The organism is Mycobacterium montefiorense, assembly GCF_025823255.1.
Taxonomy (GTDB): domain Bacteria; phylum Actinomycetota; class Actinomycetes; order Mycobacteriales; family Mycobacteriaceae; genus Mycobacterium; species Mycobacterium montefiorense.
This window is the reverse complement of the sequence record NZ_JACKVL010000012.1, coordinates 318313-340160: the sequence shown is the minus strand read 5'-3', so window position 1 is coordinate 340160 and position 21848 is coordinate 318313. Positions and strand designations below refer to the sequence as shown.

General features: G+C 65.6%; 23 protein-coding genes. 10 read left to right on the top strand and 13 right to left on the bottom strand.

Annotated features, from left to right (window positions below):
- Nucleotides 1–65: 65 nt before the first annotated feature.
- Genes H7K34_RS11245 through H7K34_RS11220 form a run of 6 tightly spaced genes read right to left on the bottom strand, consistent with a single transcriptional unit; the run spans nucleotide 66 to nucleotide 6015 of the window.
- Nucleotides 66–1235 carry a lipid-transfer protein gene (locus tag H7K34_RS11245; RefSeq protein ID WP_108920362.1) on the bottom strand — a complete coding sequence of 390 codons (1170 nt, stop codon included), beginning with the start codon at nucleotides 1233–1235 and terminating at the stop codon, nucleotides 66–68.
- Entirely contained in the window at nucleotides 1235–1636 is a 402-nt protein-coding gene (locus tag H7K34_RS11240) for a MaoC family dehydratase (protein WP_264061973.1), read from the bottom strand. The genes H7K34_RS11245 and H7K34_RS11240 overlap by 1 nt, the downstream gene beginning before the upstream one ends.
- Entirely contained in the window at nucleotides 1633–2601 is a 969-nt protein-coding gene (locus tag H7K34_RS11235) for a bifunctional MaoC family dehydratase N-terminal/OB-fold nucleic acid binding domain-containing protein (protein WP_264061970.1), read from the bottom strand. Before H7K34_RS11235 ends, H7K34_RS11240 begins: the two co-directional genes overlap by 4 nt.
- Nucleotides 2598–3761: an acyl-CoA dehydrogenase FadE29 gene (gene fadE29 / locus H7K34_RS11230; RefSeq protein WP_264061968.1), complete on the bottom strand. Its 1164-nt coding sequence runs from the start codon at nucleotides 3759–3761 to the stop codon at nucleotides 2598–2600. The genes H7K34_RS11235 and fadE29 overlap by 4 nt, the downstream gene beginning before the upstream one ends.
- On the bottom strand, nucleotides 3752–4765 hold the full coding sequence (locus H7K34_RS11225; protein ID WP_264061965.1) for an acyl-CoA dehydrogenase family protein: 1014 nt from the start codon (nucleotides 4763–4765) through the stop codon (nucleotides 3752–3754). Before H7K34_RS11225 ends, fadE29 begins: the two co-directional genes overlap by 10 nt.
- Nucleotides 4765–6015, bottom strand: coding sequence for a cytochrome P450 (locus H7K34_RS11220; protein WP_108920357.1), 1251 nt, complete (start codon nucleotides 6013–6015; stop codon nucleotides 4765–4767). Before H7K34_RS11220 ends, H7K34_RS11225 begins: the two co-directional genes overlap by 1 nt.
- Nucleotides 6016–6136: 121 nt before the next feature.
- Here H7K34_RS11220 and H7K34_RS11215 point away from each other — a divergent pair, with 121 nt between their 5' ends.
- The 3 genes from H7K34_RS11215 to H7K34_RS11205 are packed head-to-tail and all read left to right on the top strand — an operon-like array spanning nucleotide 6137 to nucleotide 8157.
- Nucleotides 6137–7300, top strand: a complete 1164-nt coding sequence (locus H7K34_RS11215) for a steroid 3-ketoacyl-CoA thiolase (protein WP_264061962.1) — start codon at nucleotides 6137–6139, stop codon at nucleotides 7298–7300.
- A gap of 8 nt (nucleotides 7301–7308) precedes the next feature.
- Nucleotides 7309–7695, top strand: a complete 387-nt coding sequence (locus tag H7K34_RS11210) for a hypothetical protein (protein ID WP_264061961.1) — start codon at nucleotides 7309–7311, stop codon at nucleotides 7693–7695.
- Between the two features lie 12 nt (nucleotides 7696–7707).
- Nucleotides 7708–8157: a nitroreductase family deazaflavin-dependent oxidoreductase gene (locus H7K34_RS11205; protein WP_264061960.1), complete on the top strand. Its 450-nt coding sequence runs from the start codon at nucleotides 7708–7710 to the stop codon at nucleotides 8155–8157.
- Here H7K34_RS11205 and H7K34_RS11200 read toward each other — a convergent pair.
- Together H7K34_RS11200 and H7K34_RS11195 are read right to left on the bottom strand one after the other, a co-directional pair.
- Nucleotides 8154–9059 carry an SDR family oxidoreductase gene (locus H7K34_RS11200; protein WP_264061959.1) on the bottom strand — a complete coding sequence of 302 codons (906 nt, stop codon included), beginning with the start codon at nucleotides 9057–9059 and terminating at the stop codon, nucleotides 8154–8156. The genes H7K34_RS11205 and H7K34_RS11200 overlap by 4 nt on opposite strands.
- 25 nt (nucleotides 9060–9084) lie before the next feature.
- Entirely contained in the window at nucleotides 9085–9882 is a 798-nt protein-coding gene (locus tag H7K34_RS11195) for an SDR family oxidoreductase (protein ID WP_372510737.1), read from the bottom strand.
- 65 nt (nucleotides 9883–9947) lie between these two features.
- Here H7K34_RS11195 and echA20 point away from each other — a divergent pair, with 65 nt between their 5' ends.
- From echA20 to ipdC, 4 genes are read left to right on the top strand one after another with little or no spacing between them, the layout of a single operon-like run.
- Nucleotides 9948–10706: a (7aS)-7a-methyl-1,5-dioxo-2,3,5,6,7,7a-hexahydro-1H-indene-carboxyl-CoA hydrolase gene (gene echA20, locus H7K34_RS11190; protein ID WP_264061958.1), complete on the top strand. Its 759-nt coding sequence runs from the start codon at nucleotides 9948–9950 to the stop codon at nucleotides 10704–10706.
- Complete coding sequence (gene ipdA, locus H7K34_RS11185) at nucleotides 10703–11587, top strand: cholesterol ring-cleaving hydrolase subunit IpdA (protein ID WP_264061957.1); 885 nt, start codon at nucleotides 10703–10705, stop codon at nucleotides 11585–11587. Before echA20 ends, ipdA begins: the two co-directional genes overlap by 4 nt.
- Complete coding sequence (gene ipdB / locus H7K34_RS11180) at nucleotides 11584–12327, top strand: cholesterol ring-cleaving hydrolase subunit IpdB (protein ID WP_108920350.1); 744 nt, start codon at nucleotides 11584–11586, stop codon at nucleotides 12325–12327. The genes ipdA and ipdB overlap by 4 nt, the downstream gene beginning before the upstream one ends.
- Nucleotides 12324–13394 carry a (3aS,4S,5R,7aS)-5-hydroxy-7a-methyl-1-oxo-octahydro-1H-indene-4-carboxyl-CoA dehydrogenase gene (gene ipdC / locus H7K34_RS11175; protein ID WP_264061955.1) on the top strand — a complete coding sequence of 357 codons (1071 nt, stop codon included), beginning with the start codon at nucleotides 12324–12326 and terminating at the stop codon, nucleotides 13392–13394. The genes ipdB and ipdC overlap by 4 nt, the downstream gene beginning before the upstream one ends.
- Before the next feature lie 27 nt (nucleotides 13395–13421).
- On the opposite strand, the gene H7K34_RS11170 is transcribed toward ipdC, so the two are convergent.
- The 5 genes from H7K34_RS11170 to ipdE1 form a co-directional block, all read right to left on the bottom strand.
- Nucleotides 13422–14153, bottom strand: a complete 732-nt coding sequence (locus H7K34_RS11170) for a GAF and ANTAR domain-containing protein (protein WP_264061954.1) — start codon at nucleotides 14151–14153, stop codon at nucleotides 13422–13424.
- 164 nt (nucleotides 14154–14317) lie between these two features.
- A complete protein-coding gene (gene fadA6 / locus H7K34_RS11165; RefSeq protein ID WP_108920348.1) occupies nucleotides 14318–15478 on the bottom strand; it encodes a steroid 3-ketoacyl-CoA thiolase FadA6 in 1161 nt (386 codons plus the stop codon).
- 54 nt (nucleotides 15479–15532) lie between these two features.
- Nucleotides 15533–16135 carry a TetR family transcriptional regulator KstR2 gene (gene kstR2 / locus H7K34_RS11160; protein WP_108920347.1) on the bottom strand — a complete coding sequence of 201 codons (603 nt, stop codon included), beginning with the start codon at nucleotides 16133–16135 and terminating at the stop codon, nucleotides 15533–15535.
- Nucleotides 16136–16177: 42 nt separating this feature from the next.
- Nucleotides 16178–16966: a (5R,7aS)-5-hydroxy-7a-methyl-1-oxo-2,3,5,6,7,7a-hexahydro-1H-indene-carboxyl-CoA reductase gene (gene ipdF, locus H7K34_RS11155; RefSeq protein WP_264061952.1), complete on the bottom strand. Its 789-nt coding sequence runs from the start codon at nucleotides 16964–16966 to the stop codon at nucleotides 16178–16180.
- Nucleotides 16963–18111 carry an acyl-CoA dehydrogenase IpdE1 gene (gene ipdE1, locus H7K34_RS11150; protein WP_264061951.1) on the bottom strand — a complete coding sequence of 383 codons (1149 nt, stop codon included), beginning with the start codon at nucleotides 18109–18111 and terminating at the stop codon, nucleotides 16963–16965. The genes ipdF and ipdE1 overlap by 4 nt, the downstream gene beginning before the upstream one ends.
- A 49-nt stretch (nucleotides 18112–18160) precedes the next feature.
- Here ipdE1 and fadD3 point away from each other — a divergent pair, with 49 nt between their 5' ends.
- From fadD3 to H7K34_RS11135, 3 genes are read left to right on the top strand one after another with little or no spacing between them, the layout of a single operon-like run.
- On the top strand, nucleotides 18161–19705 hold the full coding sequence (gene fadD3 / locus H7K34_RS11145) for a 3-((3aS,4S,7aS)-7a-methyl-1,5-dioxo-octahydro-1H-inden-4-yl)propanoate--CoA ligase FadD3 (RefSeq protein WP_264061950.1): 1545 nt from the start codon (nucleotides 18161–18163) through the stop codon (nucleotides 19703–19705).
- Between the two features lies 1 nt (nucleotide 19706).
- Nucleotides 19707–20852: an acyl-CoA dehydrogenase family protein gene (locus H7K34_RS11140; RefSeq protein ID WP_264061949.1), complete on the top strand. Its 1146-nt coding sequence runs from the start codon at nucleotides 19707–19709 to the stop codon at nucleotides 20850–20852.
- A complete protein-coding gene (locus H7K34_RS11135) occupies nucleotides 20849–21802 on the top strand; it encodes an acyl-CoA dehydrogenase family protein (RefSeq protein WP_264061948.1) in 954 nt (317 codons plus the stop codon). The genes H7K34_RS11140 and H7K34_RS11135 overlap by 4 nt, the downstream gene beginning before the upstream one ends.
- Nucleotides 21803–21848 lie beyond the last annotated feature (46 nt).

Here is a 21848-nt window from a genome sequence, read left to right as displayed (position 1 = left end):
TGACGCTGCAGTCACATTCGGGCTCTAGCGTGACTGCAGCGTCACGGTCGAGCCAGACGAAGCGGCTAGCCGAGGATTAGACCGGACGTGGGTACGCCGGTTCCCGCGGTGACGAGTACATGCTCGACGTCGGGCACGGGGTTCACCGAGGTGCCCCGCAGTTGGCGCACGCCCTCCGCGATGCCGTTCATGCCGTGAATGTACGCCTCGCCGAGTTGACCGCCGTGCGTGTTGATGGGCAGCCGTCCGCCTATCTCGACCGCACCGTCGGCGATGAAGTCTTTAGCCTCACCCTTGCCGCAGAAACCCAACTCCTCCAACTGAATCAGAGTGAACGGGGTGAAGTGGTCGTAAATCACCGCGGTCTGGATGTCGGACGGCGCCAGGCCCGACTGCTGCCATAGCTGCTGACCCACCACACCCATCTCGGGAAGGCCCAGTTCGGGGCGGTAGTAGCTGACCATCGTGTACTGGTCGGGGCTGGCGCCCTGCGAGGCGCCCTCGATGACCGCCGGCCGTTGCTTGAGATCCTTCGCCCGCTCCGCCGACGTCACCACGATCGCGACCGCGCCGTCGGTCTCCTGGCAGCAGTCCAGCAGCCGCAGCGGCTCGGCAATCCACCGCGAATTCTGGTGTTCCTCGATGGTGATCGGCTTCTCGTAGAAGTAAGCCTTCGGGTTCTTGGCGGCGTGCTTGCGGTCGGCCACCGAGATCGCGCCGAAGTCGCGGCTGGTCGCGCCGGACCAGTGCATGTACCGCTGAGCGATCATCGCGACCTGCGCGGCCGGCGTCGACAGTCCGTGCGGATAGGAGAAGGAGTTGTCGGCCGCTGTCGAATCAGCTTGCACGCCTGCACTTCCCGCTAACCGGGTCTGCACCTGTCCGAACCGCATGCCGGATCGCTCGTTGAACGCCCGGTACGCGACCACAACATCGGCCACACCGGTAGCGACCGCCATCGCCGCGTGCAACACAGTCCCGCACGCCGCACCCCCGCCGTAGCCTGTCTGGGCGAAGAACTTCAGGTCACCGATGCCGACCGCACGCGCTACCGCGGTCTCGTTGTTGGTGTCCATCGTGAACGTGGTCAGCCCGTCGACGTCGGACGGACTCAGTCCCGCGTCGTCAAGAGCGTCGCGGACCGCTTCTGCGGCCAGCCGCAGCTCACTTCGACCGGAGTTCTTCGAGAAGTCGGTCGCACCGATACCGACGATCGCCGCCTTACCCGACAGCATTAAGCGTCCCCAATCGTGAGTGTGGCCGTCGCGATCACATGGTCGCCAAGGCTATTGCGGCCCAGCACTTTCACCGTGATCAGTCCGTTCTCCACGGCGGTTACCTCACCGGAGAAGGTCAGCGTGTCGTAGGCGTACCACGGCACCCCCAGGCGCAGCCCGATCGATTTGATCAGCGCTGTCGGCCCGGCCCAGTCGGTGAGGAAGCGCTGCACCAAACCGGTGTCGGTGAGAATGTTGACGAAGATGTCCTTGGATCCCTTGGCCTGCGCCAGGTCCCGGTCGTGGTGCACATCCTGAAAGTCCCGGGTGGCGATGGCCGTGGAGATGATAAACGTGGGATCGCCGTAGAGCTTGAGCTCGGGCAGCGTCGTGCCCACTTCGATGGCGGGTGCGCTCATGCTTGGGGCTCCCACGCGTAGAGGGTCCACTGCGGCCCGGAATCACCGGCCGGGAAGTCGATATAGGTTGCCTTAACCGGCATTCCGATCTTTACCTGCGCGGGGTCCACCCCCCGCAGCTCGCCCAGCATGCGCACGCCTTCGTCAAGCTCCACCAGAGCGATCACGAACGGCAGCGTGCGCCCGGGCACCTTGGGCGCGTGGTGCACGACGAAGCTGTACACCGTGCCTAAGCCGGCGGCCACCGCATAGTCGACCGGTTGTTCCTTGTCCTGCCACACCGCCGGCACGGGTGGGTGCTGCAAGCTGCCATCGGGCCGCCGCTGGATGCGCAGCTCATGTGCCGCGACACCCTCCCAGAAGAACGCGGTGTCGCGCGACAACGCGGGACGCATCATGGCGTCGGGATCCAGGTCGTCGGGCACGGCGGACGGCGCGCCGTCATCCGAGGACTCGCGCGGCTTGAATTTAAGTATGCGCCAGGCCATCTCGGCGACATCTTCGTCACCGACCCGCCAAGTGATGTGCTGGTTGATGAACCAGCCCTCACCGAGCCCGGTCTGTTTGGGGCCGACGACGTCGCGCATCTCCGAGGCGATAGTGACCTGCTCCCCGGGCTGCAAATAGCGATGGTAGGTCTGCTCGCAGTTGGTCGCGACCACTCCTATATAGCCCGCGTCGTCGAAAAGCTCCATGATCGGGCCCATCGGATCGTCGGTCGGGCGGTCCCCACCCTGACCGAACATCGTCCAGACCTGGATCATGGCCGGGGGCGCGACGATGCCGGGATGACCGGCGGCTTTGGCAGCGGCCTCGTCCACATAGATCGGGTTGCGGTCGCCGAGGGCCTCCACCCAATTGTTGATGATCGGCTGGTTCACCGGATCCCGCGCCGCCCGAGACTTGGCAACGACGGTGGCCGTGATCTCTGCGACGCGCTCCTTGATACCGTTCGCGTCGGTCATCGGGGCACCCTCGGCACTTTGAGGCCGGACGCAGCGATCATTTCACGCATCACTTCGTTCACGCCTCCACCGAAGGTAATCACCAGATTGCGCTTGGTCTGCGAGTCGAGCCACTCCTGCAGCTCGGCGGTGTCCGACTCGGCCGGGTTGCCGTATTTGCCGACGATCTCCTCGGCGAGCCGGCCGATGTACTGAATACTCTCGGTACCAAAGACTTTCGTCGACGCGGCGTCGGCCACGTTGATGTCCTCGCCGGCGGCCGCGACCTGCCAGTTGAGCAGTTCGTTGATCCGCCACATCGAGTAGATCTCACCGAGCGCCCGCTTGACGTCGTGGTGGTCGATAGGCGTGACACCGTCACCGCCGGGCTTGGATGCCCAGGCGTGCAACCGGTCATAGATGCCGGCGGTGCGCCCGGCCGGGCCCAACATCACGCGCTCGTTGTTGAGCTGTGTGGTGATCAGCCGCCATCCGCCGTTCTCCTCGCCGACCAGCATGTCGGCCGGCACCCGCACGTCGTTGTAGTAGGTGGCGTTGGTGTGGTGGGCACCGTCGGACAAGATGATCGGCGTCCAGGAGTAACCGGGATCCTTGGTGTCGACGATCAGGATCGAAATACCTTTGTGTTTAACGGCTTCCGGGTCAGTGCGGCAGGCCAGCCAGATGTAGTCGGCGTCGTGAGCGCCGGTGGTGAAAACCTTCTGACCGTTCACGATGTAGTGGTCGCCGTCACGAATCGCGGTGGTACGCAACGACGCCAGGTCGGTGCCGGCTTCCGGCTCGGTGTAGCCGATTGCGAAGTGCACCTCGCCGGCCAGAATCGCCGGCAGGAACTTCTTCTTCTGCAGCTCGCTGCCGAACCGCTGCAGGGTCGGACCGACCGTCTGCAGCGTCACCGCCGGCAGCGGCACGTCGGCCCGGTGCGCCTCGTTGACGAAGATCGACTGCTCGATCGGCCCGAAGCCTAGGCCGCCGAACTCTTTTGGCCATCCCACGCCGAGCTTGCCGTCCTGGCCCATGCGGCGGATCACCGCACGATAGGCGTCGTTGTGACGGTCGGACTCCATCGCTTTCGCCTCGTCGGACGAAATCAGATTCGAGAAGTATTCGCGAAGCTCCGCTTGCAGCTGACGTTGCTCGGGAGTCAGATCTATGAACATTGCGCTCCGACCAGGTCGAGACGATGAGATGACCCGCCCAGCAGCCGGGCCAGGTCCTTGATCGTGGAGTAGTACCGATGCATGGGGTAAGTGATGTCCATCCCCATGCCGCCGTGCAGGTGGTGGCAGATCTGCATCACCGGCGGGGCCTGCGACGCGATCCAGTAGCCCAGCACGTCCAAGTCGTCGTCGGCGTCCCGGCCTTCAGACAGGCGCCAGACCACCGACTTCGCCGCTAAATCGATAGTGCGAGAGGCGATGTAGACCTCGGCCAGCTGCGCCGCCACGGTCTGGAAGGTCGAAAGCGGCTTGCCGAACTGCTTGCGACCGGCCACGTAGTCCGCGGTCAGCCGCAGCGCTCCGGCCACCAGCCCGTCGGTGAAGGCGCCGATCGCCGCCAACGCCAGCTCATTGACGCGGCGCGCGGTGGCGCCGGCCAGCACATCGGTGTCGGCAACCGCGACCGCGCCGAACGTCACCGTGTACTCGTCGGAAGCATTCGACGTCGGGGTGCGAACCAGCTCCACACCGTCGGCTTTGGGCGACACCACGACGACCGCGTTGTCGGCCGTCACGATGATCCAATCCGCTTGTTCGGCATAGGCGACACCGACTTTGGTACCCGACAACCGCCCGTCTGCGAACGTGGTGGCGGGCCGGTCGGGCAGCGCCGCTCCGGGCTCGCTGAGCGCCGCGGTCAGCACCCCACCCTTGGCGACGCCGGCCAGGAAGCGGTCCTGTTGTTCGTCGGATGCCAGATCCACCAGCGGCACCACGCCGAAGCCCAGCGTGGCCAGTGCAGGCGTGATGGCGCCGTGACGACCGACCTCGGTCAGCACCGTGGCGACCTCGGGCAGACCCACACCGTCGCCGCCGAGACGTTCGGGCACCGGCAGCGCCGTCACGCCCCCGCTGACCAAAGCGTCCCAGCCCAAATCCTTTTCGAGGACCGACGTGGCCACGTCGGCGACGGCTTGTTGCGTCGCAGTGAGATCGAAGTCCATCAGGACGTCACCGAGCTCTTTCCCGAGTAGTCGACCTGCCAGTGCTTGATGCCGTTGAGCCACCCTGACCGTAGCCGCTCGGGCTCGCCCACCGACTTGATGTCCGGCATGTGGTCGGCAACCGCGTTGAAGATCAGGTTAATGGTCATGCGGGCCAGGTTCGCGCCGATGCAGTAGTGGGCGCCGGTGCCGCCAAAGCCCACATGCGGATTCGGGTCACGCAAGATGTTGAAGCTGTGCGGGTCTTCGAAGACCTCTTCGTCGAAGTTGGCCGACCGGTAGGACATCACCGCCCGCTGCCCCTTCTTGATCAGTGCGCCGCCCAACTCGATGTCCTCGTTGGCGGTGCGCTGGAACGCCGATACCGGGGTGGCCCACCGGATGATCTCGTCGGCCGTGGTGGCCGGGCGCTCCTTTTTGAAGAGCTCCCATTGATCGGGGTTGTTCGCGAACGCGATCATGCCGTGGGTGATCGAGTTCCGCGTGGTCTCGTTACCGGCCACCGCCAGCATGACGACGAAGAACCCGAACTCGTCATCGGAGAGCTTCTCGCCGTCGATGTCGGCCTGGATGAGCGTGGTGACGATGTCGTCGGTGGGGTTCTCGTTGCGTTCGGCCGCCATCGCCATCGCGTACATGATCAGTTCCATCGACGACTGCGCGGGATCGACGGTGGCGTATTCGGGGTCGGTGCCACCGGTCATCTCGTTGGACCAGCGGAAGAGCTTGTCGCGATCTTCCTGGGGCACACCGAGCAGGCCCGCGATGGCTTGCAGCGGCAGCTCACACGAGACCTGTTCGACGAAGTCGCCGCTGCCCTCGATCGCCGCGGTCTTGGCGATGTTTTCGGCGCGCTGAGCCAGTTCGGCTTCCAGCCGCCCGATGGCCCGTGGCGTGAACCCGCGGGAGATGATCTTGCGCAGCCGGGTGTGATGCGGTGCGTCCATGTTGAGCATGACGCTGCGCTGCAGTTCGACCTGCTCACGCTTCATCTCCGGCGGCCAGGTCGGAATGGCGCCGTTTAGCCAGCTCGAGAAGACATCGCTGCGACGCGACACCTCCTTGACGTCGGCATGCTTGGTGACGAGCCAGTATCCGTTGTCCTCGAAGCCGCCCGAAAGACCTGGGATGTCGACCCAGTGGACCGGCTCTGCTTTGCGTAGCTCGGCGAGCTCCGCGACGGGCAGCCCGGCGAGGTTGACGTCGGGGTCAAGGAAGTCGAAGTCGGAAGGAATGTTGGGGGGTGCCATGTGTATGCGCTCCTCAATTGCAACGTGTTCTAGTTCCAGTAAAACACGCCTCCTGCGCAGATAAAAGGCAGGTCATCATCCTCGCTTGTCAGAGTAATGAAACGTGTTCTAGCCTGACGGAATGGGTAACCCTGTCATCGTCGAATCAACCCGCAGCCCCATCGGCAAACGGAACGGATGGCTGTCCGGTCTGCACGCCACCGAGTTACTGGGGGCCACGCAGCAGGCTCTTGTGGAGAAGGCCGGCATCGATGCCGGCGACGTCGAGCAGATCGTCGGAGGCTGCGTCACGCAGTTCGGCGAGCAGTCCAACAACATCACGCGGGTCAGTTGGCTCGTCGCCGGCCTGCCGGAGCACGTCGGCGCGATGACCGTCGACTGTCAGTGCGGCAGCGGCCAGCAGGCCAACGGTCTGGTCGCGGGTCTGATCGCGGCCGGCGCCATCGACGTCGGCATTGCGTGCGGCATCGAGGCGATGAGCCGTGTCGGGCTCGGCGCCAACGCCGGCCCCGACCGCGGGATCCTGCGGCCCGCGTCGTGGGACATCGACCTGCCCGACCAGTTCACTGCCGCCGAGCGCATCGCCAAACGGCGCGGCATCACCCGTGAAGACATCGACCAATTCGGCTTCGACTCGCAACGCAAGGCCGCCCAGGCGTGGGCCGAGGGCCGGTTCGACCGCGAGATCAGTGGCATCGAGGCGCCCGTACTCGACGAGCAGAAGCAGCCGACGAGCGAACGTCACATCGTCACGCGCGACCAGGGCATGCGCGACACCACGCTGGAAGGCCTGGCATCGCTGAAGCCGGTGATCGAGGGCGGGATCCACACGGCGGGTACGTCGTCGCAGATCTCCGACGGCGCGGCGGCGGTCCTATGGATGGACGAGGACAAAGCCAAGGCACTGGGACTGAAGCCGCGGGCGCGCATCATCAGCCAGGCGCTGGTCGGCGCCGAGCCGTACTACCACCTCGACGGCCCGGTGCAATCGACCGCCAAGGTGCTGGAAAAGGCCGGCATGAAGATGGGCGACATCGACATCACCGAGATCAACGAGGCTTTTGCGTCGGTCGTGCTGTCCTGGGCGCGCGTACACAACCCCGACATGGACAAGGTCAACGTTAACGGTGGTGCGATCGCGTTGGGCCACCCCGTGGGCAGCACCGGCAGCCGGTTGATCACCACCGCGTTGCACGAGCTGGAGCGCACGGATCAGACCACCGCGCTGATCACGATGTGCGCGGGCGGCGCGCTGTCCACCGGCACCATCATCGAGCGCATCTAATCGGCTCGGTGCTGGTCCCCCAGAAGAGCCGCATCGCCGCGGCGCAGGCGTACATCGACGCGCTTGTCAGCCACGTCGGCGATGCGGTTCCGTTCGCGCCCGGATGCACCCGCGTCGAGCAGGGTTTCAAGAACGGATTCTCCGGAAACCACTTGCGGCGCAGCCTCAATCGCGGACCGCAGTACCGGCTTCTTGCCGAGACGACGCCACCGGACTTCACCGTCGCGGGCGACGAGGTGCGCGCCGAATACGACGTGCTGACCAAGGCGGCGTTCGGCGGCCGGCGGGTGGGCGCGCGGGTTGACGAGACGTTCGTGATTCCCGCCGAGAGTCCAAGCGGGCAAGCAGAAATCCACCACATCAAGGTCCGGTTTCACCCCTTCATAAAGCGCTAAGGCCAGGACGCCATGGAAAAACCAAAATCTCTCAATTCGCCCGTCGTCGGCTTCTTCATCAAGTGGATGTCGAAGGGCAACACCTGGATCTACAAGCGCAGCAACGGAAAGCTCGGCGGCGTGTTCCAGAAGAACCCGGTCGCCCTGCTGACCACGACCGGCCGCAAGACCGGTGAACCGCGGGTGAGCCCGCTGCTATACCTGCGCGACGGCAACCGCGTCGTTCTGGTCGCCTCCCAGGGCGGGCGCGACAAGCACCCGCTGTGGTACCTCAACCTCAAGGCCAATCCCGAAGTGACAGTGCAGATCAAGGACGAGGTGCTGGCATTGCAGGCGCGCGACGCCACGGCCGAGGAGAAAAGCGAGTACTGGCCGAAGCTGGTCGCGAACTATCCGAACTTCGACGACTACCAGTCCTGGACCGACCGGGTGATCCCGGTCGTCATCTGCGATCCGGCTTAGGCGCCGTAGACCGGGACCGGCGGTCGGGACTTGGCCAGCAGGTCGGAGACGATCGGCCCGAGCTCGGCCGGATCCCACCGGTCGCCCTTGTCGATCTGCGGTCCATGCGCCCAGCCCTCGGCGACGCGGATCTTGCCGCCCTCGACTTCGAAGACCTTCCCGGTGACTTCACGGGCTTCGACACTGCCCAGCCAAACAACAATCGGTGAAACGTTTTCCGGTGCCATCGCGTCGAAAGCCTGGTCTTGTGTTGACATCATCTCGGCGAAGACGGTCTCGGTCATGCGGGTCCGGGCGGACGGCGCGATCGCGTTGACCGTGACGCCGTAACGGCCCATCTCGGCGGCAGCCACCAGCGTCATCGCGGCGATACCGGCCTTGGCGGCGCTGTAGTTGCCCTGTCCGACGCTGCCCTGCAGGCCCGCGCCCGAGCTGGTGTTAATGATCCGCGCGTCAACGGTTTTGCCTTCTTTGGACAGCCCGCGCCAATACGATGCGGCGTGGCGCATCGTGGCGAAGTGTCCCTTGAGATGCACGGCGATAACGGCGTCGAACTCTTCCTCGCTGGTGTTGGCCATCATCCGGTCGCGCACGATGCCGGCGTTGTTCACCAGGACGTCCAGTCCGCCGAACGTGTCGACGGCGGTCGCAACCAGCGCAGCCGCTTGGTCCCAGTCCGCGATGTTGGACCCGTTTGCGACGGCTTCGCCACCGGCCGCGGTGATCTCGTCGACCACGGTCTGCGCGGCACTGCCGCCGCTGGCGGGCGACCCGTCCAGACCCACACCGATGTCGTTGACGACGACGCGCGCACCTTCGGCCGCGAAGGCCAGCGCATGCGCGCGTCCGATACCGCCGCCCGCTCCGGTGACGATCACCACACGGCCGTCGACTACTCCCATTAGCTGCCCATTCTCCTCGGATCCTCTACTTGATCGCGTTAGCGTTCGTGGTGGCCAGATAGTGCGGCGGCTCGCCACCACCGTGCACCTCTAACGAGGCGCCGCTGATGTAGGACGCCGCTTCTGACGCCAAAAAGGCTGTGGCCCAACCGACGTCCTCGGGCTTGGCCATCCGGCCCAGTGGCACATTCTTGGAGATCGCGGCGATCGACTCGGCGTCGCCGTAGAAAAGGTCGGCCTGTTCGGTTTCGACCATGCCGACCACGCAGGCGTTGACCCGGACCTTGGGTCCCCATTCCACCGCGAGCGTCTGGGTGAGACTCTCCAGGCCGGCTTTGGCAGCCCCGTAGGCGCCGGTGCCGGGGGACGGCCGCCGGCCGCTCAGGCTGCAGATGTTGACGATCGACCCGCCGCTTGACTGAGCTTGCATCTTCTCGTTGGCATACTGCGAAACCAGTAGCGCACCAATGAGATTGAGCTCGATGATCTTGCGGTTGAACTTGGGACTGGACTCCGCGGTCAGCACATACGGTGATCCGCCCGCATTATTGATAACGACGTCGAGCCGTCCATGCCGCTCGACGATCGTGTCGATCAACGCCTTGACCGCGTCCTCGTCGCGAATGTCGCACGCATGGAACTCATACGGCAAACCATCGACGGCACGGCGAGCACAGGTGATTACGGTCGCGCCCTGCTCGGCGAAAACCGCACTGATTCCGGCGCCTACCCCACGGACACCGCCAGTGACTAGAACCACCCGCCCGGCCAATCCCAAATTGATGTCTCCAGCAGAAAGGGGGCCTGCTTCGGCGCGAGTCACTGTGCTAGCGTACCAAGCAAGTGCTTGCTTAGGTAGTCGGCCTCAATTTCACGAGGAAGTGCCAATTGACCATTACATCCACCAGCACAGAACCGGGCATAGTCGCGGTGACTGTTGACTACCCGCCCGTCAACGCCATCCCGTCGCAAGGCTGGTTCGATCTCGCCGACGCGATCACGTCCGCCGGGGCCGACCCGCAGACCCACGCTGTGATCCTGCGCGCCGAAGGCCGCGGATTCAACGCCGGCGTCGACATCAAGGAGATGCAGCGCACCGAGGGATTCACCGCGCTGATCGACGCCAACCGCGGCTGCTTCGCGGCGTTCCGCGCCGTGTACGAATGTGCCGTTCCGGTGATCGCGGCGGTGAACGGCTTCTGCGTCGGCGGCGGCATCGGCCTAGTTGGCAACGCCGACGTCATCGTGGCCTCCGACGACGCTACCTTCGGGTTGCCCGAGGTGGAACGCGGCGCACTGGGCGCGGCCACACACCTGTCGCGGCTGGTTCCGCAACACATGATGCGGCGGCTGTTCTTCACCGCGGCCACCGTGGATGCTGCGACGCTGCATCACTTCGGCTCGGTGCACGAGGTGGTCCCCCGCGACGACCTCGACGAGTCCGCCCTGCGAGTCGCCCGCGACATCGCCGCCAAGGACACCCGGGTAATCCGTGCGGCCAAGGAGGCGCTGAACTTGATCGACGTGCAACGCGTCAACGCGAGTTATCGCATGGAACAAGGGTTTACCTTCGAGCTCAACCTCGCCGGGGTGTCCGACGAGCACCGCGACGCTTTCTCCGGTACGACGAAGGGTGAGAAGTCTTGAGCGACAAGCGAACCACTATCGACGACGCTGTTGCCGGTCTGCGTAGCGGTATGACCATCGGCATCGGCGGTTGGGGGTCACGACGCAAGCCGATGGCGTTCGTGCGCGCGATGCTGCGCACCGACATCAAGGACCTCACCGTCGTCACCTACGGTGGACCCGACCTCGGGCTGCTCTGCGCGGCAGGCAAAGTCAAGCGCGTCTACTACGGCTTTGTCTCGCTGGACTCGCCGCCCTTCTACGATCCGTGGTTCGCCAAGGCGCGCAGCACCGGAGCGATCGAAGCCCGGGAGATGGACGAGGGCATGCTGCGCTGCGGTCTGCAGGCCGCCGCCCAACGGCTGCCGTTCCTGCCTATCCGCGCCGGCCTGGGCAGTTCGGTGCTGGACTTCTGGGAGGGTGAGCTGGCGACCGTGACCAGCCCGTACGCGGCACCCGGTGGCGGGCACGAGACGCTGATCGCGATGCCGGCATTACCCCTGGACGCGGCGTTCGTGCACCTCAATCTCGGTGACAGTAAAGGCAATGCGGCCTACACCGGCATCGACCCCTACTTCGACGACCTGTTCTTGATGGCCGCCGAGAAACGCTATCTGTCGGTGGAACGAGTGGTGTCCACCCAGGAGCTGATCAAGGCGGTGCCGCCACAGGCGCTGCTGGTGAACCGGATGATGGTCGACGGCGTGGTTGAAGCACCGAACGGTGCCCACTTCACCACTTCCGCACCGGATTACGGCCGCGACGAGAAATTCCAGCGGCACTACGCCGAGGCCGCCTCGACCGAAGACGGCTGGCAGCAGTTCGTCGCGACCTACTTGTCCGGCGGCGAGGACGAATACCAGGCCGCCGTGCGCGCATTCGCAGAGGAGGCATCGAAGTGAGCACCCGCGCCGAAGTATGTGCGGTCGCCTGCGCCGAGTTGTTCAGGGACGCCGGCGAAATCATGGTCAGCCCGATGACGAATATGGCCTCGGTCGGCGCGCGGCTGGCCCGGCTGACGTTCTCCCCCGACATCCTGCTGACCGACGGCGAAGCCCAGCTGCTGGCCGACACGCCGGCGCTCGGCGCCTCGGGTGCCCTCGAGGGGTGGATGCCGTTTAGCCGGGTCTTCGAGACACTGGCCTGGGGCCGTCGCCACGTCGTGATGGGCGCCAATCAGGTTGACCGCTTTGGCAATCAGAATATCTCGGCGTTCGGTCCGCTGCAGCAACCCAAGCGGCAGATGTTCGGCGTCCGCGGTGCGCCCGGCAACGCCATCAACCACGCGACCAGCTATTGGGTTGGCAACCACTCCAAGCGGGTGTTCTGCGAGAACGTCGACATCGTCTGCGGAATCGGCTGGGACCATGTCGACACCGACAATCCGGCGTTCCGCTTCGCCAACACGTATCGGGTGGTGTCGAACCTCGGCGTGTTCGACTTCGGCGGGCCCGAGCGCACCATGCGGGCGGTGTCCCTACATCCCGGCGTTTCGTCCGACGAGGTCCGGCAGAACACGTCGTTTGAGATCCACGGCCTGGACGGCGCCCAGGAGACCCGGCTACCCACCGACGACGAACTAAGCCTGATCCGCGAGACGATCGACCCGAAGGCTTTGCGCGACCGCGAGATACGCTCATGAAGCTGCGCACGCCGCTGACCGAACTGGTCGGCGTCGAGCACCCGGTGGTGCAAACCGGGATGGGCTGGGTAGCCGGAGCGCGGTTGGTGTCAGCCACGGCCAACGCCGGCGGTCTCGGCATCCTGGCGTCGGCCACGATGACTCTGGACGAGTTGGCGACGGCGATCGGCAAGGTCAAGGCCGCCACCGACAAGCCTTTCGGTGTCAACATGCGTGCGGACGCCGCCGACGCCGGCGACCGCGTCGAGCTGATGATTCGCGAGGGCGTCAAGGTGGCATCGTTTGCGCTTGCGCCCAAGCAAGAGCTGATCGCCAGGCTTAAAGATGCTGGGGTGGTGGTCATTCCGTCGATCGGCGCGGCCAAGCACGCGCGCAAGGTCGCGAACTGGGGTGCCGACGCGATGATCGTGCAGGGAGGTGAGGGCGGTGGCCACACCGGACCCGTCGCCACCACGCTGCTGCTGCCGTCGGTGCTGGACGCGGTGAAGGGTACCGGGATCCCTGTCATCGCGGCCGGCGGTTTCTTCGACGGCCGCGGACTGGCGGCGGCGTTGTCCTACGGCGCGGCCGGCGTCGCGATGGGCACACGATTTCTGCTCACATCGGATTCAACCGTGCCCGAGGCTGTTAAGCGCCGCTATCTGGAGTCGGCGCTGGACGGCACCGTGGTCACCACGCGAGTCGACGGCATGCCGCACCGGGTGCTGCGCACCGGACTGGTCGAGAAGCTGGAAGGCGGTTCGCCGGTACGGGGCTTGACCGCCGCGGTGCGCAATGCCGGGAAGTTCAAGCACATGTCGCAGATGACCTGGCGATCGATGATCACTGACGGCCTGGCGATGCGCCACGGCAAAGAGATGACCTGGTCGCAGGTTGTGATGGCGGCCAACACGCCAATGCTGTTGAAAGCCGGGCTCGTTGACGGCAACACCGAGGCCGGGGTGCTGGCCTCCGGACAAGTCGCCGGCATTCTCGAAGACCTGCCGTCATGCGCCGAGCTAATCGAGTCGATCGTGCGTGTGGCGATCGCGCAGCTACGGTCGGCATCGGCGCTGATCGAGGACTAGTCCCGCGCGCCCACGACGCCCGCCCGGCTATCCCTGCTGGTCCGGTCGTCTCGCGTTCGATTCCTGGTCCTCGACCAGGAATCGAGCGACGGCGAGCAGCCTGGTGTTGGTCCGTTGGGACACCCGCGTGAGCAAAGCGAACGCCTGTAGCCCGGTCAAGCCGTCGCGGTGCATGAGGATGCCCTTCGCCTGGCCGATCACGTCTCGACCGGCAAGTGCGGTTTGGAACTGTGCCTCGGCCGCCGAGCCGATCATGGCGACTGCGGCATGCTGCGCCACGATGCCACCGATGGCCAACGCATCGTCATCGAACGCATCCTCGTGGTCGGCATAGAGGTTCAGCGAGCCCAGGGTCTGGCGTTCCACGAACAGGCGGAATGACAGCACGCTGTGCACACCACGCTCACGCGCCGCCCGCGCATACTTCGGCCAACGCTCATCGGCCGCGGTGTTGTCGATGCGCACGGTTTCGTGGTCCCGCAACGCGCTCAGACATGGACCCTCGTCTTGGCGTCTCTGTAACTCGTCGAGCTCAGCGACGAGTGGGTCACTCGGCACCCGGGGAGTGACCTGGCGCCCTTCGATCAGCGAGATTCCGGCCCATCGCGTCCCCGGGACGATGTGCACCGTCGCTTCGACGATGGTTTGCAGAAGCGCCGCGTTGTCGCGCTGCGCGTGCATGTCGGTGGCCAGCTCCCCGAGAGCACGGGCAAGCGGTTGCTCATCTCGTTCGGCGCCGGGCCCAAGTTGGTCAGACATCATCGTGCGATAGATCAGCGATGGGCTTCTTGATTGCCCTGGGCGATACGCGGTTAACAGCCAACTCCAAGATCCAGACGTCAAACGGCGGCGTACGGCCGCGTGCCGATCATATCGCCCTGGTCCGGATCACGACGATCACGCCAGAGCCCGGACTCGAAAGGCTATAGCCGCTCGATGATTGTGACGTTGGCCGTGCCGCCACCCTCACACATCGTCTGCAAGCCGTAGCGGCCGCCGATGCGCTCGAGCTCGTTGAGCATGGTGGTGAACAGCTTGGCCCCGGTGGCCCCCAAGGGGTGCCCCAGCGCGATCGCGCCGCCGTTGGGATTGACCTTCTCCGGGTCAGCCTTGACTTCCTTGAGCCACGCCATCACAACCGGCGCGAAGGCCTCGTTGATCTCGACGGTGTCGATGTCGCCGATGGACAGCCCGGTCTTCTCCAGCGCGTAGCGGGTGGCGGGGATGGGGCCGGTCAGCATGAACACCGGATCGGCGGCGCGGGCGCTGATGTGATGGATGCGGGCGCGAGGCGTCAGCTTGTGGTCCCTCACTGCCTGCTCGGAGGCCAGCAGCACCGCACTCGAACCGTCGGAGATCTGGCTGGCCATCGCTGCCGTCAGCCGGCCGCCCTCGACCAGGGACTTCAGGCCGGCCATCTTCTCCAACGACGACTCGCGCGGGCCCTCGTCAACCCGGAAGGGGCCGGACTCTGTCTCCACGGTGATGATTTCGTTGTCGAAATGGCCACCGCGGATCGCCGCGAAGGCGCGCTCGTGGCTGGTTAGCGCGTACTGCTCCATCTCTTCACGCGACAGGTTCCACTTCTCAGCGATCATCTCCGCGCCGCGGAATTGCGAGATCTCCTGATCGCCGTAGCGGTGCAGCCACTGCTTGGACTCGTTGGTCGGCGAGGTGAACCCGAACTGCTCGCCGACCGTCATCGCCGACGAGATCGGGATCCAGCTCATGTTCTGCACGCCGCCGGCCACGATCAGATCGGCCGTGCCCGCCATGATTGCCTGCGCGCCAAAGGAAACCGCCTGCTGGCTGGAACCGCACTGCCGGTCCACCGTGACACCGGGCACCTCTTCGGGATAGCCGGCGGCCAGCCACGAGAGCCGGGCGATGTTGCCCGCCTGTCCGCCGATCGCGTCGACGCAGCCGGCGATCACGTCCTCAACGGCGGCGGGATCGACGTCGACCCGGTCGAGCAGGCCGCGCCACGCGTGGGCACCCAAGTCGACGGGATGTATCCCCGCCAATGCGCCGTTGCGCTTGCCGACCGCGGTACGCACAGCGTCGATGACGTACGCCTCAGCCATGGTGTCGCTCCTCCTCATCACTTCGTTCTGCATCGTCGCCGACACGAGCCATCTTCAGACTCCTTCGTTGGTGATCCCGCCAAGCACGATGGCGAGATATTGCTGGCCCACCTGCGCTGCGGTGAGCGGTCCGCCGGGTTGATACCAGCGCACCGACACCCAGGTGGTGTCACGGATGAATCGATAGACAAGGTCGACGTCGAGGTCGGCCCGGAAGTAGCCCTCGTCGACACCCTGATGCAGCAACTCGACCCACATCTTGCGTTGTTGCCGATTCATGTCCTCGATATAGGCGAACCGCGGCTGCGAGAGCAGCCGCTGGGCCTCGTCCTGGTAGATGACGACCTGCGCGTGCCGGTCCTCGATTGCCTCGAACGAGGCCATGAACAGCCCCTTGAGCCGCTCCAGCGGATTGGCCTCGCCGTCCACGATTTCGCGATAGCGGGTGAACAGCCAGTCCAGGAAGCTGCGCAACAACTCGTCGACCATCTCTTCTTTCGAGGAGAAATGGTGGTACAGGCTGCCGGACAAGATCCCGGCGCCGTCGGCTATATCGCGCACGGTGGTGGCGCGCAGACCACGCTCGGCGAACATGCTCGCAGCGAGCTCCAAGAGCTCGTCTCGCCGGCTGTTCGCCTGACCGGTCACTCGGTCCATCCGGTCAGGATATCAACCAAGCGCTTGCTTGGCCAGCTGGGATCACGGCTGTTGGCTGGAAACCGAGATGACCTCGCCGGTGAGGTAGCTCGAGTAGTCGCTCGCCAGGAACGCGATGGTGGAAGCTATTTCCCACGGCTCGGCAGCCCGCCCGAACGCCTCACCGGCGGAGAGCCGGTCGAGCAGGTCGGACGACGTCGTCTTGTCCAAGAATTTATGCCGCGCGATACTCGGCGACACGGCGTTGATCCGGACGTCATATTCGGCGGCTTCTATTGCGCTGCAACGGGTTAGCGCCATCACTCCGGCCTTGGCGGCCGCATAGTGCGCCTGCGAGTGTTGCGCCCGCCAGCCCAGAACGCTGGCGTTGTTGACGATCACTCCGCCATGCGGCGCGTCGCGGAAGTACCGCAACGCCGCACGGGTGGCACGGAACACCGACGTCAGTGTCACGTCGAGGACGCGATCCCACTCGTCGTCGGTCATATCGGCCACCGGCGTCTGCCCACCCAGCCCGGCGTTGTTGACCAGCACGTCGATCCGCCCCATCCGCGCGGTGGCCGAGTTGATCAGGGCGTCGACCGCGGCGGTCGACGTCACGTCGCACACCACGTGCTCGACACGGCCCTGACCCAGCGCGGACAGCTCTTCAGCGGCCTCCCCCAGTCGCCGCTCGTGGTGGTCGGAGATCAACACGTCGGCGCCTTCGGCCAGGGCCCGGCGTGCGGTCGCCGATCCGATCCCGGTGCCCGCGGCCGCGGTCACAACGACCACCTTGCCGGTCAAGAGGCCGTGTCCGGCAATCTCTTTCGGCGCTTCGGCCAAACTCATCCCTTAACCTCCCGGGGTAAGCCGAGTACCCGCTCGGCGATGATGTTGCGCTGGATCTCGTTGGATCCGCCGTAGATGGTGTCGGCGCGGGTGAACAGGAACAGCCGCTGCCACTCGTCGAATTCGCCGTCCGACAAGGTCAGGCCGGGCTTGCCGATGACGTCCATCGCCAGCTCGCCCAGATCACGATGCCAGTTGGCCCACAACAACTTCGACACGTTGTCTTGGCCGGGCTGCTCGACGTCCATCGTGGCCAGCGCATAACTGCGCATGGCCCGCAGTCCGGTCCAGGCTCGGGTCAGCCGTTCCCGAATAAACGGATCGTCGGCGGCGCCGTTGCGCTGCGCGAGCTCAGCCAGATTGGAGAGTTCGCGCGCGTAGACGATTTGCTGCCCTAGTGTCGACACACCGCGTTCGAAGGTCAGCGTTCCCATCGCGACCCGCCAGCCGTCGCCCGGCTCGCCGACCACCAGGCCGGCCTCGGTTCGGGCGTCGTCGAAGAAGACCTCGTTGAACTCCGCAGTGCCGGTGATCTGGACGATCGGCCGCACTTGGACGCCCGGCTGGTCCAGCGGCACCAGCAGGTACGACAGTCCGGCGTGCCGCTTGGAGCCCTTCTCGGTGCGTGCGACCACAAAGCACCACTGCGATAGGTGAGCCAACGATGTCCAGACTTTCTGGCCGTTGATCACCCACTCGTCGCCGTCGAGTTCGGCGGTGGTCGCCACATTGGCCAGGTCGCTGCCGGCGCCCGGCTCCGAGTAGCCCTGGCACCACAGCTCGGTGACGTCGAGGATGCGCGGCAGGAATCGCTGCTGCTGCTCGGGTGTTCCGAAGGCGATCAGCGTTGGGCCGAGCAGCTCCTCGCCGAAGTGGTTGACCTTGTCCGGCGCGTCAGCCTTGGCGTACTCCTCGTAGAAGGCCACCCGATGCGCGGTCGAAAGCCCACGCCCGCCGTGCTCGACCGGCCATCCCAGACAGGTCAACCCCGCCGCGGCGAGATGCTGATTCCATGCCCGGCGTTCTTCGAATGCCTCGTGCTCGCGCCCGGGCCCGCCAAGACCTTTGAGCGCTGCGAATTCGCCGACCAGATTGTCGGCGAGCCAACCGCGGACCTCCGCCCGGAACTCCTCGACGTCCTGCATGCCCTGTAGGCTAACCTACCAAGCACTTGCTTTGTTAGGAGCAGCCTCGATGACCGGCGATGCCCGCACCATTCCCGCGGCGCTGGATCGTTTTGCCGACCAGTTCCCGGACCAGGCCGCGCTGATCACCGACGACCGGTCGTTCACCGCGACCGAACTTCGCGACGAAGTACACCGTGCGGCGGCGGCCCTGATCGCGCTCGGTGTCGAGCATGGCGATCGGGTCGCCGTGTGGTCGCCGAATACCTGGCACTGGGTGATCGCCTGTCTGGCGATTCACCATTCCGGCGCCGTGATGGTGCCGCTGAACACCCGCTACACCGCGGCGGAGGCCAGCGACATCCTGGCGCGTACCGCCGCTCCGGTGCTGTTCGGGATGGGCCAGTTCCTCGGCAACGATCGCCTCGCCGACCTGGACCGTGCCGCACTGCCCGCGCTGCGCCACATCGTCCGGATTCCGATCGACGCCCCAGAGACCGGTGCCGGAACGTGGGACGAGTTCATCGCCGGCGGCATCGACACCAACGCGGTGATCGCTCGTGCCTCCGCCGTCGTCCCCGACGACCTGAGCGACATCCTGTTCACGTCCGGAACCACCGGCCGCAGCAAAGGGGTATTGTGCGCGCACCGGCAGTCGCTATCGGCCTCGGCGTCGTGGGCCGCCAACGGCGAGATCACCAGCGACGACCGCTACTTGTGCATCAACCCGTTCTTCCACAACTTCGGCTACAAGGCAGGCATCCTGGCCTGCCTGCAAACCGGTGCGACGCTGATCCCGCACCTCACCTTCGATCCGCTGCGCGCACTGCAGGCGATCGAGCGGCACCGCATCACCGTATTGCCCGGGCCGCCAACGATTTACCAGACCCTTCTCGATCATCCGGCACGCCGCGACTACGAACTGAGTTCGCTGCGGTTCGCGGTGACCGGCGCGGCCACCGTTCCGGTTGTGTTAGTGGAGCGCATGCAATCCGAGCTCGACATCGACATCGTGCTGACCGCCTACGGCCTGACCGAAGCCAACGGCATGGGCACCAGTTGCCGCGCCGATGACGACGCCGCGACCGTCGCCACCACATGCGGTCGCCCGTTCGCCGGCTTCGAATTGCGCATCGACTCAGCCACTCCCGGCGAATCCGGCGAGGTGCTGCTGCGCGGGCCGAATGTGATGCTGGGCTATCTCGACGACCAGGAGGCCACCACCGCGGCCATCGACGCCGAAGGCTGGCTGCACACCGGCGACATCGGCGTCCTCGACAAGAACGGCAACCTGCGCATCACCGACCGGCTCAAGGACATGTATATCTGCGGTGGATTCAACGTCTACCCCGCCGAGATCGAGCAGGTGCTGGCGCGGATGCAAGGAGTAGCCGACGCCGCGGTGATCGGCGTTCCCGACGAGCGTCTCGGCGAGGTGGGCCGCGCGTTCGTGGTGACCCGTCCGGACGCGAACCTCGACGAACAATCGGTAATCGCTTATACCCGAGAACATCTGGCGAACTTCAAGGCACCGCGCTCGGTGCGGTTCGTCGACGCGTTGCCGCGCAATTCCGGCGGCAAGGTGGTCAAACCACAACTGCGAGAGTTGGCTTGAATTGGATCTGGCACTAGACGAAGAGACGCTGGCGTTTGCCGCCGAAGTACGGGACTTCCTCTCGGCCAATGCCGAGTCGATCCCGACCGAGTCGTATGACAACGCGGAAGGCTTTGCTCAGCACCGCCATTGGGACAAGGTGCTGTTCGACGCGGGCCTGTCGGTGATCAACTGGCCGAAGAAGTACGGGGGCCGCGATGCGCCCCTGCTGCATTGGGTGGTCTTCGAGGAGGAGTACTTCCGCGCCGGAGCACCGGGCCGGGGCAGCGCCAACGGCACCTCGATGCTGGCACCGACACTGTTCGCACACGGCACCGACGAGCAGATGGACCGGATCTTGCCGAAAATGGCTAGCGGCGAACAGATATGGGCGCAGGCCTGGTCGGAGCCGGAGTCCGGTAGCGATCTGGCGTCGTTGCGATCCACCGCGACCCAGACCGAGGGCGGCTGGTTGCTCAACGGCCAGAAGATCTGGAGCTCGCGGGCGCCGTTCGCCGATATGGGCTTCGGGCTGTTCCGGTCAGACCCCTCCGCGGAGCGGCACAACGGGCTGACGTACTTCATGTTCGACCTGTTAGCAAAGGGTGTGACCGTACGGCCCATCGTGCAGCTGGGCGGGGACACCGGCTTCGGTGAGATCTTCCTCGACGACGTCTTCGTGCCCGATGAGGACGTCATCGGCACCCCGAACGACGGCTGGCGCGCAGCCATGAGCACGTCGAGCAACGAACGCGGAATGTCACTGCGCAGCCCGGCCCGGTTCCTGGCGGCCGCACAGCGGCTGGTGCAACTGTGGAAGGATAGCGGCTCACCCACCGAATTGGCCGACCGGGTCGCCGACGCCTGGATCAAGGCGCAGGCCTACCGGCTACAGACGTTCGGCACGGTGACCCGGCTGGCGGCCGGCGGCGAGCTGGGCGCCGAATCATCGGTGACGAAGGTGTTCTGGTCCGACCTTGACGTGGCGATACATCAGACTGCCCTGGACATTCGGGGCGCCGACGGCGAGCTTGCCGGGCCGTGGACTGATGGCTTGCTGTTTGCACTGGGCGGCCCGATCTATGCCGGTACCAACGAAATTCAGCGCAACATCATCTCCGAGCGGCTGTTGGGCCTGCCGCGCGAAAAGTCCGGAGGCAAGAAGTGAAATTTGCGCTCGACGAACAGCAGCGCGACTTCGCGGCCAGCATCGACGCGGCCCTGGGCGCGGCGGACCTACCGGGTGCGCTGCGCGCTTGGTCGGACGGCGACGTCGCGCCCGGCCGCAAGGTGTGGGAGCAGTTGGCCAACCTCGGCGTAACCGCGCTGGGCGTGCCGGAGAAATTCGACGGCCTCGACGCCCACCCGGTGGACCTGGTGGTCGCGCTGGAACGGCTCGGACGCTGGTGCGTACCCGGACCGGTTGCCGAATCCATTGCCGTGGCACCGGTTTTGCTCGCCGACGACGAACGCAGTGCCGAGTTGTCGTCCGGTGAACTGATCGCGACGGTAGCGCTGCCACCGCACAACCCGCGCGCCGTTGACGCCGAAGCCGCCGGACTGGTGCTGCTGGCCGGCGACGAAGGCGTCAGCGAGGCGACCGCTGGTGAAGCCCACCGATCCGTCGATCCCAGCCGGCGCCTCTACGACGTGACGGCAAGCGGAGAGCCGTGGCAGGCAGATATCAAGCGCGCGTACGAGTTCGGGGCCTTGGCAACCGCCGCGCAGCTGGTCGGAGCCGCCGAAGCGCTGTTGAACGACACCGTCGAATACGCCAAGCAGCGCAGCCAGTTCGGCCGGGTGATCGGTTCGTATCAGGCGATCAAGCACAAGCTGGCCGACGTGCACATCGCGATCGAACTGGCTCGCCCGCTGGTGTATGGCGCCGCGTTGGCGCTGGCCGATGCCACCAGCGCCGCCGCTCGCGAGGTGAGCGCGGCCAAAGCCGCGGCGTCCGATGCCGGTCTGCTAGCCGCTCGCTCTGCGTTGCAAACGCATGGCGCAATCGGCTTCACCCAGGAACACGACCTGTCACTATGGCTGCTGCGGGTGCAAGCTTTGCGATCGGCTTGGGGTACACCGGAGGCACACCGGCGCCGAGTGTTGGAGGCATTGTGAGTCGCGCCGGCGACGATGCAGCGCGCAGCAATGTGGGGGTACCTGC

What these genes read in the sequence shown, in the direction of transcription:
- H7K34_RS11170 (WP_264061954.1), bottom strand. Translation starts at nt 14,153, where the DNA reads ATGTCTGACCAACTTGGGCCCGGCGCCGAACGAGATGAGCAACCGCTT.
- H7K34_RS11220 (WP_108920357.1), bottom strand. Translation starts at nt 6,015, where the DNA reads ATGGCACCCCCCAACATTCCTTCCGACTTCGACTTCCTTGACCCCGAC.
- ipdC (WP_264061955.1), top strand. Translation starts at nt 12,324, where the DNA reads ATGAAGCTGCGCACGCCGCTGACCGAACTGGTCGGCGTCGAGCACCCG.
- ipdF (WP_264061952.1), bottom strand. Translation starts at nt 16,966, where the DNA reads ATGAGTTTGGCCGAAGCGCCGAAAGAGATTGCCGGACACGGCCTCTTG.
- ipdE1 (WP_264061951.1), bottom strand. Translation starts at nt 18,111, where the DNA reads ATGCAGGACGTCGAGGAGTTCCGGGCGGAGGTCCGCGGTTGGCTCGCC.
- H7K34_RS11215 (WP_264061962.1), top strand. Translation starts at nt 6,137, where the DNA reads ATGGGTAACCCTGTCATCGTCGAATCAACCCGCAGCCCCATCGGCAAA.
- H7K34_RS11225 (WP_264061965.1), bottom strand. Translation starts at nt 4,765, where the DNA reads ATGGACTTCGATCTCACTGCGACGCAACAAGCCGTCGCCGACGTGGCC.
- fadE29 (WP_264061968.1), bottom strand. Translation starts at nt 3,761, where the DNA reads ATGTTCATAGATCTGACTCCCGAGCAACGTCAGCTGCAAGCGGAGCTT.
- H7K34_RS11235 (WP_264061970.1), bottom strand. Translation starts at nt 2,601, where the DNA reads ATGACCGACGCGAACGGTATCAAGGAGCGCGTCGCAGAGATCACGGCC.
- fadD3 (WP_264061950.1), top strand. Translation starts at nt 18,161, where the DNA reads ATGACCGGCGATGCCCGCACCATTCCCGCGGCGCTGGATCGTTTTGCC.
- H7K34_RS11205 (WP_264061960.1), top strand. Translation starts at nt 7,708, where the DNA reads ATGGAAAAACCAAAATCTCTCAATTCGCCCGTCGTCGGCTTCTTCATC.
- kstR2 (WP_108920347.1), bottom strand. Translation starts at nt 16,135, where the DNA reads ATGGACCGAGTGACCGGTCAGGCGAACAGCCGGCGAGACGAGCTCTTG.
- H7K34_RS11245 (WP_108920362.1), bottom strand. Translation starts at nt 1,235, where the DNA reads ATGCTGTCGGGTAAGGCGGCGATCGTCGGTATCGGTGCGACCGACTTC.
- H7K34_RS11240 (WP_264061973.1), bottom strand. Translation starts at nt 1,636, where the DNA reads ATGAGCGCACCCGCCATCGAAGTGGGCACGACGCTGCCCGAGCTCAAG.
- fadA6 (WP_108920348.1), bottom strand. Translation starts at nt 15,478, where the DNA reads ATGGCTGAGGCGTACGTCATCGACGCTGTGCGTACCGCGGTCGGCAAG.
- H7K34_RS11200 (WP_264061959.1), bottom strand. Translation starts at nt 9,059, where the DNA reads ATGGGAGTAGTCGACGGCCGTGTGGTGATCGTCACCGGAGCGGGCGGC.